This window comes from Methanobacteriaceae archaeon (assembly GCA_030656015.1).
Taxonomy (GTDB): domain Archaea; phylum Methanobacteriota; class Methanobacteria; order Methanobacteriales; family Methanobacteriaceae; genus UBA349.
On record JAUSNX010000009.1, the window covers coordinates 126364 to 144876 of the forward strand.

At 33.9% G+C, this 18513-nt stretch carries 20 protein-coding genes; 3 read left to right on the forward strand and 17 right to left on the reverse strand.

Going from position 1 to position 18513, the window contains the following annotated elements; genetic code table 11:
* Window positions 1-88: 88 nt before the first annotated feature.
* The 7 genes from Q7I96_07210 to Q7I96_07240 all read right to left on the reverse strand — a co-directional run bounded on the left by Q7I96_07210 (window position 89) and on the right by Q7I96_07240 (window position 6538).
* On the reverse strand, window positions 89-1630 hold the full coding sequence (locus tag Q7I96_07210) for an MFS transporter (protein MDO9627395.1): 1542 nt from the start codon (window positions 1628-1630) through the stop codon (window positions 89-91).
* 147 nt (window positions 1631-1777) lie between these two features.
* Complete coding sequence (locus tag Q7I96_07215; protein ID MDO9627396.1) at window positions 1778-3382, reverse strand: metallophosphoesterase; 1605 nt, start codon at window positions 3380-3382, stop codon at window positions 1778-1780.
* A gap of 281 nt (window positions 3383-3663) precedes the next feature.
* Window positions 3664-4065 (reverse strand): hypothetical protein, encoded by a 402-nt coding sequence (locus tag Q7I96_07220; protein MDO9627397.1) that lies wholly within the window; start codon window positions 4063-4065, stop codon window positions 3664-3666.
* 86 nt (window positions 4066-4151) lie between these two features.
* Entirely contained in the window at window positions 4152-4517 is a 366-nt protein-coding gene (locus Q7I96_07225) for a hypothetical protein (protein MDO9627398.1), read from the reverse strand.
* A 29-nt stretch (window positions 4518-4546) separates the two neighbouring features.
* On the reverse strand, window positions 4547-4825 hold the full coding sequence (locus Q7I96_07230; protein MDO9627399.1) for a winged helix-turn-helix domain-containing protein: 279 nt from the start codon (window positions 4823-4825) through the stop codon (window positions 4547-4549).
* Between the two features lie 124 nt (window positions 4826-4949).
* Window positions 4950-5519, reverse strand: a complete 570-nt coding sequence (locus Q7I96_07235; GenBank protein ID MDO9627400.1) for a flavin reductase family protein — start codon at window positions 5517-5519, stop codon at window positions 4950-4952.
* A 47-nt stretch (window positions 5520-5566) separates the two neighbouring features.
* Complete coding sequence (locus tag Q7I96_07240; protein MDO9627401.1) at window positions 5567-6538, reverse strand: NAD(P)-dependent alcohol dehydrogenase; 972 nt, start codon at window positions 6536-6538, stop codon at window positions 5567-5569.
* A 252-nt stretch (window positions 6539-6790) separates the two neighbouring features.
* Here Q7I96_07240 and Q7I96_07245 point away from each other — a divergent pair, with 252 nt between their 5' ends.
* Window positions 6791-7054, forward strand: coding sequence for a hypothetical protein (locus tag Q7I96_07245; protein MDO9627402.1), 264 nt, complete (start codon window positions 6791-6793; stop codon window positions 7052-7054).
* Window positions 7055-7387: 333 nt separating this feature from the next.
* Here the strand turns inward: Q7I96_07245 and Q7I96_07250 are convergent, their stop codons facing one another.
* Window positions 7388-7945 carry a CPBP family intramembrane metalloprotease gene (locus tag Q7I96_07250; GenBank protein ID MDO9627403.1) on the reverse strand — a complete coding sequence of 186 codons (558 nt, stop codon included), beginning with the start codon at window positions 7943-7945 and terminating at the stop codon, window positions 7388-7390.
* The gene (locus tag Q7I96_07255) at window positions 7905-8078 is read right to left on the reverse strand and encodes a hypothetical protein (protein ID MDO9627404.1); all 174 of its coding nucleotides are present in this window, start codon (window positions 8076-8078) and stop codon (window positions 7905-7907) included. Before Q7I96_07255 ends, Q7I96_07250 begins: the two co-directional genes overlap by 41 nt.
* A 30-nt stretch (window positions 8079-8108) precedes the next feature.
* Here Q7I96_07255 and Q7I96_07260 point away from each other — a divergent pair, with 30 nt between their 5' ends.
* Window positions 8109-8270, forward strand: coding sequence for a hypothetical protein (locus Q7I96_07260; GenBank protein MDO9627405.1), 162 nt, complete (start codon window positions 8109-8111; stop codon window positions 8268-8270).
* A 245-nt stretch (window positions 8271-8515) separates the two neighbouring features.
* On the opposite strand, the gene Q7I96_07265 is transcribed toward Q7I96_07260, so the two are convergent.
* From Q7I96_07265 to Q7I96_07300, 8 genes are all read right to left on the reverse strand, one after another.
* Entirely contained in the window at window positions 8516-8641 is a 126-nt protein-coding gene (locus Q7I96_07265; protein MDO9627406.1) for a hypothetical protein, read from the reverse strand.
* A gap of 135 nt (window positions 8642-8776) precedes the next feature.
* Entirely contained in the window at window positions 8777-9226 is a 450-nt protein-coding gene (locus Q7I96_07270; protein ID MDO9627407.1) for a hypothetical protein, read from the reverse strand.
* A 32-nt stretch (window positions 9227-9258) separates the two neighbouring features.
* Window positions 9259-9582 (reverse strand): DUF4064 domain-containing protein, encoded by a 324-nt coding sequence (locus Q7I96_07275; protein MDO9627408.1) that lies wholly within the window; start codon window positions 9580-9582, stop codon window positions 9259-9261.
* Between the two features lie 312 nt (window positions 9583-9894).
* Window positions 9895-11337 (reverse strand): bifunctional metallophosphatase/5'-nucleotidase, encoded by a 1443-nt coding sequence (locus Q7I96_07280; protein MDO9627409.1) that lies wholly within the window; start codon window positions 11335-11337, stop codon window positions 9895-9897.
* A 203-nt stretch (window positions 11338-11540) separates the two neighbouring features.
* Window positions 11541-12116 carry a hypothetical protein gene (locus tag Q7I96_07285; GenBank protein MDO9627410.1) on the reverse strand — a complete coding sequence of 192 codons (576 nt, stop codon included), beginning with the start codon at window positions 12114-12116 and terminating at the stop codon, window positions 11541-11543.
* Window positions 12117-12137: 21 nt separating this feature from the next.
* Window positions 12138-15362, reverse strand: coding sequence for a TaqI-like C-terminal specificity domain-containing protein (locus Q7I96_07290; GenBank protein ID MDO9627411.1), 3225 nt, complete (start codon window positions 15360-15362; stop codon window positions 12138-12140).
* Between the two features lie 237 nt (window positions 15363-15599).
* Window positions 15600-16082: an acetylxylan esterase gene (locus Q7I96_07295; GenBank protein ID MDO9627412.1), complete on the reverse strand. Its 483-nt coding sequence runs from the start codon at window positions 16080-16082 to the stop codon at window positions 15600-15602.
* 39 nt (window positions 16083-16121) lie between these two features.
* Window positions 16122-16283, reverse strand: coding sequence for a hypothetical protein (locus Q7I96_07300; GenBank protein MDO9627413.1), 162 nt, complete (start codon window positions 16281-16283; stop codon window positions 16122-16124).
* A gap of 823 nt (window positions 16284-17106) precedes the next feature.
* Between Q7I96_07300 and Q7I96_07305 the strand changes: the two genes are divergently transcribed.
* The gene (locus Q7I96_07305; GenBank protein MDO9627414.1) at window positions 17107-18471 is read left to right on the forward strand and encodes an RNase J family beta-CASP ribonuclease; all 1365 of its coding nucleotides are present in this window, start codon (window positions 17107-17109) and stop codon (window positions 18469-18471) included.
* Window positions 18472-18513: the final 42 nt, after the last annotated feature.

The following is an 18513-nucleotide window of genomic DNA, read 5'->3' on the forward strand; positions in this document are numbered from 1 at the left end:
ACTGGTTAAAAAAATAAAATTTTAAAACTATGGATCCTGATTAGTTATAATCGGTCTAAATATATGCTTTATTAATAAATACGGATTGTCACTGTAGTTTCAATGGTTTTATAAAGAGTGAAATAATGAAGCTTATTAAAAATATGATAGATACAAAAACAAATGCAGTTTTCATTGCACTACGGACAGTTTTGTTAATAATTGTATACAATAAAGAGTTTTTATTCCCTTGTAAGACTTCATAGGTTGTTGTATTCTTTTTTTCTTGATATATGTCCAATTTTTGATTGATTTCACTTTTAGTAAATTGGCCGGGATAAACCTGATCATAAGCTGAATATAATCCATTTATGGTTCCTAGTATGAGTATAATCCCTATAACTGCAGTTCCCATGGCTGACCCAAGATTTGAACTTGTGGACATAATACCGGTGGCATCAGCTTGCTTATCTGAGCTTGCAGAAGATAATATTACATTAGCTGTTAATGGCAGTGCTAAACCCAAGCCCATCCCCAGAAATAATGTTCCCGGGATAATATTATAAACATGAGTATCTAAGTCGAACTGAGAACTGAGATAATAACTGGATAATAAGGCTATTAAAAATCCTATGGAAATGAGATGGTGGGGTGCAATTCGATTTGATATTTTGGAGGAGGCTAAAGAAAAGATCAAAACCCCAATAGTTAGTGGTAAAATAGCAAGGCCCGTTGTAAATGCATCGGCTCCAGTCTCCTGCTGGAAAAAAACAGGTAATATGAAAACCGCTCCTGCAAGGGCCAGATTTAGTACCAATCTGCAAAGTGTACCTAGGGCAAAGTTTCTATTTCTAAACAATCTGATATCCGTAAGAGGCATTTCATCCCTATTTATAACTCTTTTTTCTCGGAAATAGAATAATATTAATAGTAATATTCCTATTCCCATTATAAATGCAGGTACTTCCAAGTTTTCAATAGAATTTATACTCAAAATTCCAATGACAAATATTAGAATTCCTAATGAAGATAACAGCACTCCCCATTTGTCTAAATCTGAAAATTTCATTGATGGCGGGAAGTATTTCAATTTTCGGGACAATAAAAGAATAATTATTATAATGATCAGCTCAAGTCCAAAACCCCATCTCCAGCTGAAGAAAGTAGTTAAAAATCCTCCTACAAGTGGGCCAAAACCCGCACCGGCAGTAGCTAATGATGTCCTTATTCCCAGTGCAAATTCACGATTCTTTCCACTATAGATGCCCACTATGATGGAAGCAGTAGCCGGTGTCATCAGAGCTGCTCCCATTCCTTCTAAGATGGACCACCCAATTAATAACATGGTGGAGTTAACACTCAAAGCAGCAATGGCTGTTCCAAATCCAAAAATAACCGCCCCAATTACGTATGTTTCTCTTCTGCCCACCAAATCCTGCATCTTACCTCCGAGAAGCATTAAAGAAGCCATGGTCAGAGCATAAACACTGATAATTATCTGTATGGTAGGTATAGTGGTGTTCAAATCTACCACCAGATTGCCAATAGCTACATTCATAAATGTAGAATCAAGTGCAATAATAAATGAAGATAATGAAACAATTAAAATAGCAGTCCAACCTGTTTCAGAAGGATTAGATTTATTGTCCAATACAATTTCTCCAGATATTAATTCTTAATGATACAATAAGTAAATTTTTTTAAAATAAAGGATAGAATATTGATTAAATCTATATACTAAACTTACTAAACTGTAATTTTCGTTTATTTAAAATACATTCCCCTAAAATAAAAAAAATTATTTAATGTTAGTGAGTGCTTGTGACTCTAATTTTTTAATATCCCCACTTGGAGAATATTGATACAAATTTGCATAAGTTGGGGCGGAATCTTTGTTTTTAGGGGGTGCAACGACCACAAATGTCATAGTACATTTATTTTTATCAATCCAGGTACCTGAATTTATATAGACTTGTTTTTCTCCTTTTTCATTGAAAGAAGTTATGGCTCGTGCCTCATGAGAATGACCAAATATAACAATTCTTTTATCAGAATCCGGATTTTTGAAGAATTGGACGCCTGATTGATCATCAAGATGACTGGCAAAAGCTCCCTTCAGAACTGCTTCATCTGTAGGAATTTTAACCGGAACTAAATTGTTACTTTGTCTTTCATCCCAGCCTTCAATAATCCCGTTATATAATTTAACGTCAATAGGACCATCTTCTGAGTTTTGGTAGGGTAAAAGATCAGCTATAGCATAACAGTCACTGAATCCATCGATACCCGTATTTATGGCCTTTTTATCAAGTCCTTCTTCTACCGGGAAATCAGAGATAAGGCCTTTCCAAACATTCCAATAAAGGAAATATAGAAATTGGGTTTCTCCCAGATCATTTTTTTGAACTGGTGGAAAATTAATATCTAATTTAGGGCGGCCCTGAACAACTGAACTGGTGGCCATTCTGGTAAAGAAGTATCCTGGAGGTAGTATGGTGTCAGTTTGGGTTAAAGTCTGGTTGGAATAATCCGGGGCACAGTAAAAATTGTATCGATGCCCGTGTTCAATGACCAGTTCTGGGAAATCAGAAGGAGTATATACTCCCAAACCCCTCACGTCGCGAGTTTCAGATATTCCGGGCATTATGCTTTGAATATCCTCAGAATCTATTAATAAATCATGATTTCCAGGCACATAAGTAACTTTTACTTGGCCGTCTTTTATTATATGGTTAAATGCATCAAAAACTGGTTTATTGTTAGAAGCTACGGCTTTGGTAAAGTCTAACTGGGTTTTTCCATTGAATGTATCTAAATGCATGGGGATGAACCATTCATCAATCAAATCACCGGCTACCACCAGTTCTTTTACATTAGGGGATGTTCTAATATGTTCTAAAAAGTTTATCAGAGCATCACGGTTACTGGTAAGTTCAGCATAAGCATCATTGGCCCCTAAATGGAGATCACTGATACATATTATCAATGTCCTTTGATTATCTAAATCAGAAATACCTTCTGAATTCAGATTAAATGAATAATCCACCGCAAAATAAGTAGCAAATTCTTCTCTTATCGGTGCTCCACTTACCGATTTTACTTGTTCTGTAATAGAAAGTTTATATTCATCACCTTCTGAAATGGCCTCTAATTTATTGATATAGATAAGAGATGGTGAATTCTCATCCAAATCTATTACATCACCCATATCTTCTTCTTTCCCATCAGATTTAACTTTATAAAGTTTTATTCCATCTTTAACAGTATCCATATCTAAATCTTCACTGAATATTAATTCTATGCATTCTGTAGAATCAATAACCGATGGATCTTCCACTTTATCACTGAAAGGAATGTTCGTTTTAACATTTAAAAATGATTTAACAGTTTTTTTAGAATCCAAAGAATAAACCCCATTTTTTTATAATAGTTAATGTGGTAGAGCTTAGATAATTAATTTTCTAAAATATTTGCTCCTTAAAAAATCTCTTCTATCCAAAGCTAATAGGAACTTAAATTAAAACATAAGTTTAGCCTTGGAATAAATATCTGAAAACATTTTTTTTAATAATTAAAAATTAAGGTATAATAAATTGTTAGTAATTAAAATTAAGGCTTGATAAAAAAAATCAGAAATATGTTAAAAAAAAGAAATAAGGGAATAAACCCTTATTTAAATATTATTTAGTTGTTAGGACAGTTTTTATAGTTATTATTAAGTTTAGAACCAGTTTTAACGTTTTTTAGACCGTACTGGTACTTTTTCGAGGTAGTTGATTTAGCTGCCACAACTTTAGCTGTGTTTTTCTGTCCATGCTGATACTTGTGCTGACCTAAATTAGCTACAGATTTACCGCTTTTCTGTCCATTCTGGTACTTGTGTTGCTCATCACAGTCACAAGAACCCGTTTTTGTACAGTTTGCTTTGGTACAGTTTTTTAACTTTTCTTGAGCAGTAGTCTGGTTATTCAGTGCAGTCTGATTTTGAACCGTTTGTTGGGTGGTATTGTTAATTTGATCCGCCGCGAAAATCGGTACTAAACTGACCGTCATAACCAGTGCACATATTAAGGCTACTTTCTTCACTTTTTCACCTCCTTTTAGGGGTGAATTAAAGTATCGCAGCATTATATATAGGATTTTTCCAAGTTTTCACCCAGATCTTTACCAGTTTATTCCCGGGTTACATATATCAATATACATAGGGCAAAAAATTCGATGATATTTAAGAAGAATATTGGCGTACCCATACCTGGCCCTCTAAATCCCTGATAGGATAATAAAAATCCGGTAAAGAGCACATTTTGCAAAAGCAGGAGTGATGCAAATAACAAAAGCCCGAAAGTGAATTTAGATTTGAATTCCCGGTAACTTTTTACATACATATATAGTAAAATCAGCAGCAGGCAGATGTTACCAATACCAATTATAATGTCTATGGTGATAATTTGAGAGTTTGCAATACTCATTCCCGATCCAAGTCCTTGCCCGGTTCCTTGTCCAGTTCCTCCATGATATCCCTGTCCTTCCACCAGCATTCAATCACCTCTAAATTAATATAAATCAATTATTTTTTCATTTTACTCAAAATATCCAGAAAAATGGAGTAATTTTCCTCCATTCGATTTGATAAAAAGAACATGGCACCATATTTTTCATCACCCGAATTAACAATATCATGGTCTTCTAGGACTTTAATATGGTGTTTAATAGTTTTATAGTCAAGATTAAGTTCTATAGAAAGCTGGTTTACATTGTAAGGCCTATCATGAATAGCTTTAATAATTCTAGCCCTGTTAGAACCACCCCTACTCCCAGCAATCAAATACCATAAAACTCTCTTCATAACAACCACTAATATATTAATGAATAAGTTATTCTATAATGAATTATGCACTAGTCTAATTTTTATATATGATTTTTTTCTATTTAAATTTCTACTTCCGAAAAGAGTTTCCAAATAATTTTAATTACTTAATTAAATTTCTACCTTCTGAAAAAGCTTTTCCCAGACGCTTCCCAATCCCATAATAATCTCTAGATGACGGATCATACAAAAATGGCCTAATTTGTTCTATATCTGGGTTTCCATCTTTCATTAGATTTTCATCAACTTTTACATCAATTATTTCACCGGTAAAATGAGTATGTAATCCTAATTCAGTTATATTAACTAATTTACACTCTAAAACAAATGGAAATTCTTCAATATAATGGGCATCAACTTTTTCACTTTTTACCGGTGTTAAACCGGTGACCTCAAATTTATCTTCATTTCTTCCAGAAGCAATTCCAAAATAATCAGCTTCTTTAATATGATTTTCCGAGGGAATATTTACGGTAAAAGCTTTTTTATTCATAATATTTCTGTGAGTATAAGTTGCTTCTCTTAGAGAAATTGAAACACACGGTGGACTAGAACAGGATATTCCGCCCCAGGCTGCATTCATAGCATTTGGTTTTCCATCTTTATTATAAGTTCCAATTATGAATACGGGAGTTGGATATACAATTGTTTTTGCACCAATAGATTTTTTCATATTATCACCAACGATCTTGACTTCATTTACTTCATTTTCTATTTCTATTATGTCATTGTTATGACTACATTCCCCTTCTTGTGTCCTTTTTCAACATATTTGTGAGCTTCAGCAATCTGTTCTAAAGGATAGCATCTATCTATGACTGTTTTTATCTTTCCATTTTCTATTAGCTCTTTGAGGAATATTAAATCTTCAGTCTTGGGACTTGCTGCCCCTATTATAACTTTCTTACTGCTTCTTGCAGAATTCAATGGACCTCGAACCATTTGCAGCAGACCAGGATTAGCTAAAATATAGAGTCCATCTTGCTTCAGCGATCTTAAACTATTTGAAAACGAACTCTGGCCAACCACATCAAAAATAACATCATAGATCTGGCCGTTTTTGGTAAAATCCTCTTTAGTGTAGTCAATGACATGATCTGCACCAATGGAACGTACCATGTCCAGATTACTGATACTACACGCCCCCGTAACTTCGGCCCCCAAGTATTTGGCAATCTGTACTGCAAAAGTACCAATACTACCAGAAGCTCCATTAATCAGAACCTTTTGACCACTCTGGATATTTCCTTTTCTAATAAAATGCAGTGCATCAAGGCCCCCAAAAGGAACGGCAGCTGCTTCTTCATAGGTCATATTAGGTGGTTTCGTTGTTAGCACATCATCCTCAGATAGACATATGTACTCCGCATGAGCACCAAAACCAAAACCAGTACGTCCAAAAACTTGGTCACCTTTCCTAAATCGCTTTACATCTTTACCTAAGGATTCAATTTCTCCAGCTAGCTCTTGACCTAGTATTTTGTTTCTTGGCCCTCTGATACCAAACCCTATTCTCGCAGGAAGCCACAACCAGCCAGGCATTTTGAAACTTCGAATTTCACAGTCTCCAGCAGTTACTGATGTCGCATGTATCCTTATCAGTAATTCGTTGTCTTTAGGGGTAGGTTTTTCTACTTCTTCCAGCTGAAGAACATCCGGTGATCCGTATTTTGTGCATACAACTGCTTTCATTTGTCTCTTTCCCTTTTTGATTGAAAAATTATCAATAATTTTAATCTCATCTTCATTACAACTATTTTACTGTCTAATTTAATTAAATGTTTTCAAATAATTTGTTTGATATTAAAATTAATAGAAATTAATTGATAATAAATAATATAAAAAACTAATTAATAATTAAGATGAAAATAAAGAGTATCTTGGAGGTTAGTTTATATCATAGTAATGTCAAGATTTTTTGCTAAATCCATTTGGGAGGTTTAAATGTTAAGTAAAGTGCCACCACCTAAAATAAAAGACGGCCCAAATTATGACTTAATTGGTATTATACTGATTCTAGTGCTAATAGTAGGGATAGCTGGTGGATATGTTTTATTTTCTCAACCACAAACTCCGGTTATTACAACTAATACTAGCAACAATACCACTGCAAACAATACAACCTCAACTGTTGAAAATCAACCAATAGTTAAAAAAAAGGAAACTAATCCAAATAAGTCAAATAATAAGCCCAAATCCACTAAATGATCCATTTATTGGTTCAATAGGATAATTTAAATAATTTATTGGTATTCCATCTTCTCTATTCATTTCTCTTTGATTTATAACTAGTAGCTTTTTATAAATACTTAAAATCTTAATTAAACTACTAATCGTTTTATCGTGGTGGTATTGTTTCAATCAAGAACCTAAACCAAAACCAAAACCAAAACCTCCCTATATTTTTTTTTGTATTGCACCTGAACAAAATCAACTGCTTGAATACTAGCAAAAGATGAGTGTTATTAACCTTCTAAAAAAAGCAAAAACTTAAAAAAAGAGATAGTTCCCCTTGGGGGAGAGGACTTTAAATTTTCTTCTTTATACTCCTTCTGCCGGTAGCTGGGGCAGTTTATTTCTATAATGCCAGAATATGAGAGCAAGAATCACATACATGAGTGCCACAAACCATCCAAACTCACCCAGCATCATCTCTCCAGCATCGGTGGTCTTTGTGAGTACCGGATAGAACTGCTGGATGAAGTAGTTCCAGAATCCATGGAAAAGCACTGCCACCCAGACACTTCCAGATATGATACGGAGCCAGGCTAGGATTAAACCAGCACCCATTACCGAGGGAATAAAAACGGCCAGGGAGAATATGAGCGATCCTGTCCCATGATAAGAACCAAAGAGGATCAGGGGGAAATGCCAGATAGTCCATATGGCAGCGGATAAAAGGGCAAGTGAAGTGAATGTCTGGAATCTGGCCAGTTCTGGTACCAAAAATCCACGCCAACCAAACTCTTCACCAGCAGCAAAAAAACAGTTCAAACCAATTGCCAGCAATAAAGAAGGTATGAAACTAATTGTAAGGATATTTGCAGCCCCATAGGGGTTAAAAGGCGCTACGCCTGAGATCCATGCTAAACCAAACATGAGGAGCCCGGCAACAATCGGGAGCAGGATACCAACAAGCAGCCAGATCGGTTTTCCCATACCAACTCCAAACCCCTTCAAATTCCGCTGGTAGTATAAACGTGTAATAACAGCAGCAAGGGCAGGACACCACATAGAACCAACAGTATAGAGAAGTATAATAGTGGCATTATCCGCAACTAAAGGCGTCTTAGATATAAGGTACCAGAAGATGGAGGATAAAGCAAAGGTCAACACTATAAATGTGATTACTGTCTTTTTTGGATCAGTGGCTGGACTTGATAGTTTATCTTCGTTAATTTTCCCTTTTCCAGTTAAAAGATAGTTCATCCATCCTTTTTTAATGCTTTTCTGTTTTAATTTCATTTCACCTTCTAATTCCACTTTTTTCCAACCCCTTAAAAATTTTTATATAAACTATTTTTTTGTATTTCAATTAAGAAATATATAATATTCCTCCCTAACTGATTTTAGACTTTAATATTTATTACCTGCAAAGAATGAATTAATTTATATCCTTAATAGAACTTATATTCCCCTCTTAACTGAAAAACCGATTGGCTGTTTATTCTACTTTATCCTCTTTTTGGGGCCATCCGGGACATTAACTGCAAAAATACCATTATAATTTATTTTAACAATCATATTTTCTTTTTTGAAGGTAACATCCATGATTATGATTTCCCTTTTTTTCAAAAAGTTATTCTCACCTTTCATCAGCCGGGGAAAAAGTTAAGAGCTAAAAAAAATAGTTTAAATTGAATTTTAATAAAAAATTTATGAGACAACCTCAAAATAAAAAAAATAATAATTTAGCCATTAGTAACTAAATTAAACTTCAATCGTCTTTTTATATATGGCACCAGACACGTCACTGCCAGAGAATACACTATCAAAGAATAAAACATCTACTTTGGCCGGTTTTTCATCACCACTGAGCATTCCATTTCCAGTTACTTTTAGGGTTTGACCAGCAGTAACATCATTAATATTCCATGCTAACGAATTTTTATCAATTACTGCACCACTAGCATCGTACCAGATTAAAACCATTTCTAAATAGCCGTAGTCTTTATCCGGAGTGATAGTAGCCTTAACTTTGTACATACCATATCCTTCAGATACAACTTTCAAATTGGTTACATTCAAAGATGAATCACTAGAAGCAGATGATGAATCAGATGTTCCATTACTGGAGCTACCACTATCAGTACATCCACTAATGGCCACAATTCCCATTATTAAAAGCACAACTGCACCTATAACTAATTTATTTTTCATTTTTAACCTCCAATATCAAATCATTATAAAAATTATTTTCTTAAAAGGGCCAGTAATCCAGCTATACCTAAAAATATGGTTCCCATTACTCCAAAGAGGGAAATACTGACCAGTAACCAGACGGCACTCACAAATAAGATGATTCCACCCATCTTGGAATTCCGGGTAACATATATGGAACCTACAATTCCCACAATAGAGGCCAAAATTGCACTTATTCCTAATAATACCACATCACTTGAGGCCAGGCTGCCAAATAGGACAGCAAAGACCCCACCCAGTAGGCCGAATATTCCCCCGATAATTCCCAGCACCAGTTCCATTGTTCTTGATGTTTCTTTTACATTATCTGTCAAACTATCACTCCGTAAATATTAAACATGTACATAAAGACATAGTTTATAGATTATTATATTTACTATTTAACTGTTAGTATAAAATTAAAATAAAAAGGTTTAAGTATAAACAATTAATTACTAAAATGAGAATAAATATGTTTAGCATTAGTTAGTTAGAAATAAATTAAAAAATAAAAAAATTGAATGACTTCTATTTGAATTTCGTTATTTGATTAAAATTAAGAAATTAATTGAATTATGGGATTAAACTGAATTTAATAAAGAAAAAAAATATTTTAAATAATATATATCCGTATGAATATCTCCTTTTTAAATTGTTATTACTGTACCTTGAAGCTCAGATTTTAAGGGTTGATTTCGAGATAGGTAATTTAACAACGCTTCTACTGCATGAACATCCAGTTGATCTCTTTTTTTACCATAATTCGAAGGAACACCCTGACTGGTAACATAAGCTGCCCTATATGTTTGATCCATATTCAGTTTTTTTCCAGCTATATATAATTCTTGTATACGTTGGCCATGGGGATTTTCCACTTTGAAATACAAATTTAAACCCATGCACCTCTTTAAATAACCTCCCATCTGATTATAAGGATCTCTTGCAAATAAATGTTCCAAATTCTCTTCCATCATCATCCAAATTTCTTTACCCGTTAATTCCACAGTTGAAACCGGAGGATTGGTCGGAATAATATTATGAAGATCATTTAAAGTAATTTTTCCGGGGGGAACAGGTGCACCATATCTCCAACCATTAGAAAATGCTATTTGAGCACCTGTCTCAGATAAAAGACTTTTTAAAAGAAAATTATCCATGGTAGATTCCAGTACAGTATTACGATTAAGTCCCGTATCAGTATAACCTACTATTTGACTTAATTCATCTTTATATGGGTTTAAAATGCGATCTACCATGTTTTCAACCACTGGATCAGGCTTAATATCTTCTGATACGGTGATAAGTTTGTGTTGGAAATTAACAACTTTTCCCCCACTTATATTAAGATTTAACATTCCAACAAATGAACCATGACATCCTGATTGAATTAAGATGGTATTATTAACAAGTACTGGTTTATAAAGTCGGTTATGTGTATGTGCACTTAACAATACGTCTATACCATCAACTTCCTGGGCTAACTTCATTTCCTGAGGAAAACCCAAATGGGAGACAACTACAATTAAATCAACTTTTTCTTCATTTCGCAGTTTATTAATATGATATGGTAATTCTTCGTTACCTAATGTAAAATAAATTCCTTTACTAAAGGATGCAGGCATAACTTTGTCGACTATAGTAGCAGCTATGCCTATTATACCGATCTTAAGCTCCCCAATCTCTTTAATAATCCATGGTTCAAAAAAAAGCTCATTATTTGACTCATGATAGCAGTTAATAGCTAACATGGGATAATTCAATTTCTTTGTTAGTTTTTTAAAATGTTTAGGGCCATATGCAAATTCCCAGTGTGCAGTCATGGCATCAAAGTTCAAATAGTTTAAAATAGGGATTAGTGCTTCGCCTTTGGTTTTTACTGCAGCATAAGTACCATGAATAGTATCTCCACAATCAAAAACTAAAGTTTTGGGGTTTTCCCCTCGAATTTGATTGAATATGGTAGCAATTCTAGCATAACCACCTGCTAACTCATATTTAGCATGATCACCTTCCCAGAATAATTCTTGATGAATATCCAAATAAGCGTGGCTGTCATTCATTTGCAAAATAGTTAAATCATTCTCCAACATTTTCATTCCCAATTAATTATTTCACAATAATATGTAATTTAATTTTCCCTAAAATACATATAAAAAATTTATTTCTTATTTTATAAATTTTCAAATATATTAACTAAATTTATCAATTCTAAACAAAATAATGCTTATTCTAAACAATGCAAATAATTAACGGATAATGAATATTTGTTTTTAATTAATCTGCTTATTTTTTATTAAATATTCTTTTCTAATCTTTTAAAGCCGAAATAAATAAGAACTGAACAGATAATTAATCCTACAACGGCCGGGATGATAATTGACATTCCAGACTGCCCACCAAAGGCCACACTCCATATTATTTTTAACACTGCCATGAGGACAATAACTGATATTCCAAATAATAAATTTCGTTTCCAGAAAGCTGCTCCCAGAGCGATGAATGAAATAGGCACCAGAAGACTTAATACGATTTTACCTAATCCCCAATCTCCAGTCAAGTAATCTTTTTCCACCTGCAGAAACTGCAAGGACTGTGGGCTTACTACATCGGGTGTGGGAAAGTAGAACATACTGGTAAACAAGAAGAAGATGGTGGCCGATATACCGGCCCAGCTTCTTTTATAGGCAAAATAACAAAAAGGAATCAAAAATAGTGGCCTTATATACCAGCTTAAAATATTCTGATGACGTTCAAAGGCCCAGGTAAAAAAATTAGAGTTAAAAACCATTAAAAATAGAAATATCATGGTAAAAAATGCAAAAATCAGGGCAATTTCTTTATCATGTTCTTTTAGCTTTAGATTAATCATTTTATGGCCCGCTTTTTAGTATTATTTTAAACTATCCTCAATAATCCTAATCTCATCATCACTAAGGCCATACAATTCATAAACCATCTGATCAATCTCATTATCAGTTTCCTCAATCTCCTGAAGCAAAGGCCTAATTTTAGAAACACTTTTCTCAAATTCCTCTTTTAGAGAAGTGAAATTTTCCCTATTTTTCACATCAACCTTCTTTTTCTTGAGTTCGGCCAGGAATTCATCCAGGGACAGTTCATAGTATTTTTCCAGCTTTTTAGAGAATTTTTCAACCTTGAATATATGAGTTAACCACTCTTTGAATGAATTGATTTCATTTTGAAGAGTTTTATTCATTTCTAGCATTTGGTCTGCTTTTTCAATGAATGGTTCCTGTTCTTCTGGTGTTGCTGGGTAAATTGGGAGTTGTTCTACATAGAGTTTTTTGAATCTTAATCTTTTAGCAAACAATTTTGGACTAATCTGAAGGAATATAAAATATAAAATATTAGAATTTAACAAACTTGTTAAATACTTCAAATCGTATTCCTCTATTTTGGTCATGAAAAAAACACTAGTCTCAAAAAATAGATTTTTATCATCAAAGGTAAACCTGGGTTTTACAGACATATCTGCCCAAATTATTTTTTCTTTTTCAAATTCATTATAATAATCACAAGCCCTTAATTCCCAATAATAATTCCCTTGATCTTGTCTCTTTGTCAATTGCTCTTCATATTGACTCAGATATTCCTTAATCATAGGATAATCATTTATTGGAACTCCCATTCGCGTAAGAATCAGATATAATTTATTATAATCGACTCTCCATCTCTGAACATCTATTCCACGAACAAAAGGTTCAATAATATCTTTATTTTTTTTATCATCAGAAATAAGTTTATTTTTTGTATTTTCATTGACAACAAATGCTTTCATAAATCCTGTTGTTAAACCCCGATAAATTTTTAATCCAGGAATATCTTTTATTTTAATAGATATTTTTTCAATTTTTTCTCTTAAATTCAGAATTTCAGGGTTTTCAAAACTCCAAAATCCATCATCCAATTTATTTTGAGGAATTTCAAAATCATAGTTAAATCGTATTTTACTGTTATCAGAAGGAATATCTTTCTTTATAATGATAGTACAAGCCAGAACAGTGGCATTTTCGAAAGCACTTTCAGAATGATAAATATATTGCTTAAATTCATTTTTTAAAATAAATTTTCTTAAGTTTTTCCCATAATTAGTCATTATAAATCTATCAGAACAAATAAAAGAAAACATTCCATCATTTTTCAATATTTTAAGGCCTTTTTCAAAGAAATAAACAAAAAGATCAGCTACTCCGTCGTAAACTTCATAATTATCCTTTAAATATGGTTTTATCTCCTTAATCCGTTCCTGTCTAACATAAGGAGGATTCCCAATTACCACATCAAATCCACCCTCATCAAAGATCTCCTTGAATTCATCCTCCCATTTAAAGGGTCGGTCGGTGAATTTAGGATCATCTATCAACGAGTTTCCCCATTTTATATTATTATCAATATCCGGCAACTGCTTATCTTTTCTAGCAACCTTTAAAAATAGGGCCAGTTTAGTTATATCAACTGATTCCTCATTCAAATCTACTCCGTAGATATTATTGACTAGTATTTCCTCTCGAGCAGCAGCTTCATCAAAGTAGGAGTCTAGTATAGCATGGGTGGCAGATCTTTTAACTTTTGCCTTGCCTTTACCACCTTTGGTTTCAATGGTAGTGGTGTATTTTTCCTTTTTAAAATCGTAAATAGCATTGTGTATTTCTAAAAGAATATCAGAAGCTTTATTTAAAAAAGCACCTGACCCACAAGCAGGATCGACAATTTTAATATTCATAACTTTAGATTCGAGATCCTCAATCTCATCACCATCTGAATATTCTAAAATAAGATCTGGTATGTTTTCTGCACCATTTTTTCTTAAATAGGGTATAATCGTGTTTTTACAAATATAATCAGTAATATAATCTGGAGTATAAAAAATTCCATCCTTCTTTCTACGGCCCTTAGCATCTGCTTTAAGCTCTTCAATGTCCCCAATAGAGTTTTCAAATATATGGCCTAAAATATTGACATCTAATTCTGAAGAAAAGTCAAAAGATGATATGATAAGCAAGTTACGGTATATTGGATTTACTTTCTTACCATGAGGCCCTAATTGATCCACAATATCCTTTTCATATTCTTCAAAGTTCCAGTTCTGATAGGCATCATTGAAGAAGTTTTGATCTTCCACTATGTCCCTGATTTTAAGTTTTTTCTCATTTTCAGTTTCAATATCTTCCAAATCTTTTTTAAACAGTCCCCCATTATATTGGGAAATCTTCTTATATTCGTTTCCTTCATTTATATCCAAAAAGAGTTCGTTCAATCTTTGCCAGATACTACCATGACGAATATTTCCCTTCTGAATTGGAGTTAAAATGGTATCAGTGGAAACTTGATCCGGTAAAAGATCCATATCTTCTGCAAAACAAATGAACATGTATCTATTTAATATCATTTGAGAGTAATGAATTGCATCAAGTCTGGATAACTCATTTATCTCTTCAAATTCTTTTATAAGCATTAGACGAGTTTCATTGTAAAGTTTGTAAAACTCTTTTTCCAGTTCTCGTTCCACAACTACGGTATTTTCCATTAACTTATCAACTAAATTTACCTTGATGTGGCTGTAACAAGAAAAAGATAGCATGAAATAACTGAACACATCCTTTTCTAACAATTCGTCTGAAGTAAATGATATGTACTTGCCCTTAGTGTGCCAATTATACAGTCTGAATTCATTATAATTAGACACTAGAATCCAGTCAATATCACCTGTATGTTGAGCATAGTCAAAGGCCTGGTCCACTGGTGTTCTTTTATCATTGGCCCGGTTTTGTGGTTTGTCCAGGTCAGAATCAGATCCTTTTAATTCCACTACCATGAACTTTTTATCGCCATTTTTTAGGACAAATTCACTTTTCCCTCGGCCAACTTCCTCTTTTTCATCAAAGAGAATGTTCTCTTGCAGATTGTAGCCTAAAATTTCTTTTAAGATGGTTTCGTAAAAATAAAGATAGTTACTGGTTTCTGACTTGAAGTCGCTATTTTCCAGCTTGGATAAATGTTCTTTAATTAAATCGTGCTTGGTAACATTTAATTGCAGGTCTTTATCACGGGCCAGCTTTTTCATGAGGTTTTGATTGAAGAGATCGTTATCCATTAGACCACACTTAGAATAATTGAATAATAAAATATATTAGATTGTTATTTTCTTTAATATTTTAAATTATCGATTTGTTACTGGATTTCAATAAAAAAAATATTTAGAATAAAAATAATTAAGATCAGAAACCATCCATTAATCCCCGAATCATTCTTTCTTATTTAATTCCTGCTTTAACCACCGGATACGGTCATCATGAGACGCATCATCACCCATATAATGGTCGGCATCATATCACTGCATCTTCTTGGGATCACTGGCGGCATTATAATAATTTAAAAATTGTTTTTTGGTAAAAAAATCATCCTGGTGACCTAACTGGAAAAATAGTGAAGCAGGAGCGGCCTGTCCAATGTAATGAATGGGATCGATAGGCACCATCATTTCCTGATAGTTTTTCAATTCTTCCCCGGCAAGATCAGGCATATTAAGGAGTGCCACGTCGGTGAAACTTCCCACACCTGCCATTAAGATGTAAGTCTTTATCCTGGTATCCAGACCGGCCACTATACCTCCAAAAAGAGCACCAGAACTGTGTCCCACAAATCCCAGTCTCTCAGGATCAATATTTGGAATAGATGACAGTAGATCTATCCCCCGCTGCAGGTCTATCACTATTTCAGTATACCATTCCCTCAGACCACCGTGAAACAGTTGCATCAATTTAGCTACGTAGTTATCATATGCCCAGGGAGCCTCAATCAGTAAAGAAGCCACACCATGTTCAGCCAGCTTGATAGCTTCTTCTAAGAAGGTTTACCTATTTCCAGGTGAGGGATGCACATAAATAACTCCGGCAAAGGGACCTTCCCCAGATGGTTGCACCAGATATGTGCTGATTTTTTCCTGTGAGAAACCATCATAAGTTAAATCCTTAATAGAGATATTATTCCGGTATCCTACCCCTATTTCTTCCACATGAATTGGGTATTTCTATATTCAATGTGCGATCTTAATTTATTCATACCACCGTGATTCATGAACATCCTTTTGTATTTATTAAATTTATAATTATTTAATTTTTTTATAAGCGAATGAATAATAAAATGAAATTAAATAATTTAAAAGCCCCATCCATTCTTCCAGGTCATATCCAGATTTTTATCTTTATTATAATAATCGTGAACTATTGGTAATGCTATTAGTTAGTTATATTATTTCTGGAAGAACCCTCAATAAATACTGCTATTAGTATTGTTTTTAAGATTATTGGAATAAATTTCATTGTCATGGGCATAAGTTAATCATATTAAAGGCCCTACATCAGTAAAGTTTATATGTTAAGTTATCAAATAATGTTATAATCAATTATTTTAGTTACTAATCAATTTTTTTTGTATTTTAATGGATTTTTATTAAATGGTTTTTTCCATTTTTTTAGAAAATTCAGGAGTTGTTCATATAAGAATTTCCGACAACTCGCTGGAAAAATTTCGGATAAGCTTTTTAACTTTTTTTACTTGATATTTGAGGTTTAACTCCTTTATCACTAATATTTCATTAATGACTCCTTATAATCAAGGACCATTACGGTATTATGATAAAAAAGAAGATTAAACCTACATATTAAATATAATAATCATGCCTATCACCAAATAAAACGAGTCCTTAAGGGATAAATTGAATAAAAATAGAATAAAGAATAAAATAATTAAAAATAACAATAATACTAGTTCATTATTTATTTTCAGAAAGAATCTGAAATAATTTACAAGAATTAGACTCAATTAGGAGATTAAATATGGAAATTGAAATAATAGCCATTGGCGGATATGAAGAAGTAGGTAAAAACATGTCCGCAGTTAGAATTGGTGAAGAAATCATCATATTCGATATGGGAATCCACCTGGACCGCCTACACCTTCACGAAGATACAGATATAGACAAAATGCACAGTTTAGATCTAATTGAAAGAGGAGTCATACCAGATGACACCCTGATGAAAGACGTTAATGGTAAAGTAAAGGCCATAGTATTCACCCACGGGCACCTGGACCATATTGGAGCTGTGGCCAAACTGGCCCACCGATATGATGCCCCTATAATAGCAACCCCTTTCACCATGGCCCTCATAGAGAGAGTTGCAAAATGGGAAAGGAAATTCAAGTTTAATAATCCCCTGCAAATTCTAAATTCTGGTGAGAAATGTCAAATATCACCAGATATAACACTGGAGTTCGTACGGACTACTCATAGTATACCTCAGGCAGTAACGCCGGCTTTGCACACCTCAGAAGGCATAATAGTTTATTCCAACGATTTCAAGTTTGATAATCATCAGAAAATCTCCCCACCACCAGACTATCAAAGGTTCCTGGAACTGGGTGAAAAGGGAGTCCTGGGCCTTATAGTAGACTCAACCCGTGCCGCCGAGCGTGAGGAGGTTAAAACCCACTCCGAAAAGATAGCCAGGATAGTACTCCAGGACATACTGGAACAACCATTAAAAGACGACCAGGGAATTTTAATCACCACCTTCGCCTCCCATATTGAAAGAGTGCAGGCCATATGTGATATTGTAGGTCAGAGTGACCGTAAAATGCTCCTTCTGGGTCGTTCCATGGAAAGATATTGTGGCCTGGCAGAAAAAATGGGAATACTTGACCTCCCTAAAAATGCCAGTATTTATGGTAGTCCCAAGTCCATTAACCGGGCATTGAGTCTGGCTGACGAAAAAAGGTCTGATTATGTTCTTTTAACCACCGGCCACCAGGGAGAGCCAGATGCACTTCTACCTAGAATAGCCAATGATAAAACCAGTTTTCTGGTAAAACCAGGAGACTATGTAATCATCTCCGCCCCAGTTATACCTAATCCTCTGAATAAGGCCAACCGTAATCTTTTAGAGATGCGGTTAAAATCAAAGGGTGCTCGAATATACACTAATGCCCACGTTTCTGGACATGCTGGTCGTGAAGACCACCGTGATTTTTTAAGGATGCTCAATCCAGCTCATTTAATTCCAGCCCATGGAAATCTGGAAATGTTATCTGCTTATGCTGAATTGGCCGAAGAAGAGGGTTACCGCATCGGTAAAAATATTCATTTGTTACGTAATGGACAAGCCCAGGTTTTTAATAAAAACCCGGGAAACACAAAACCATGATCCTGTTTCATGATTTAATAGGATAAAATGGTTTAAAATAGA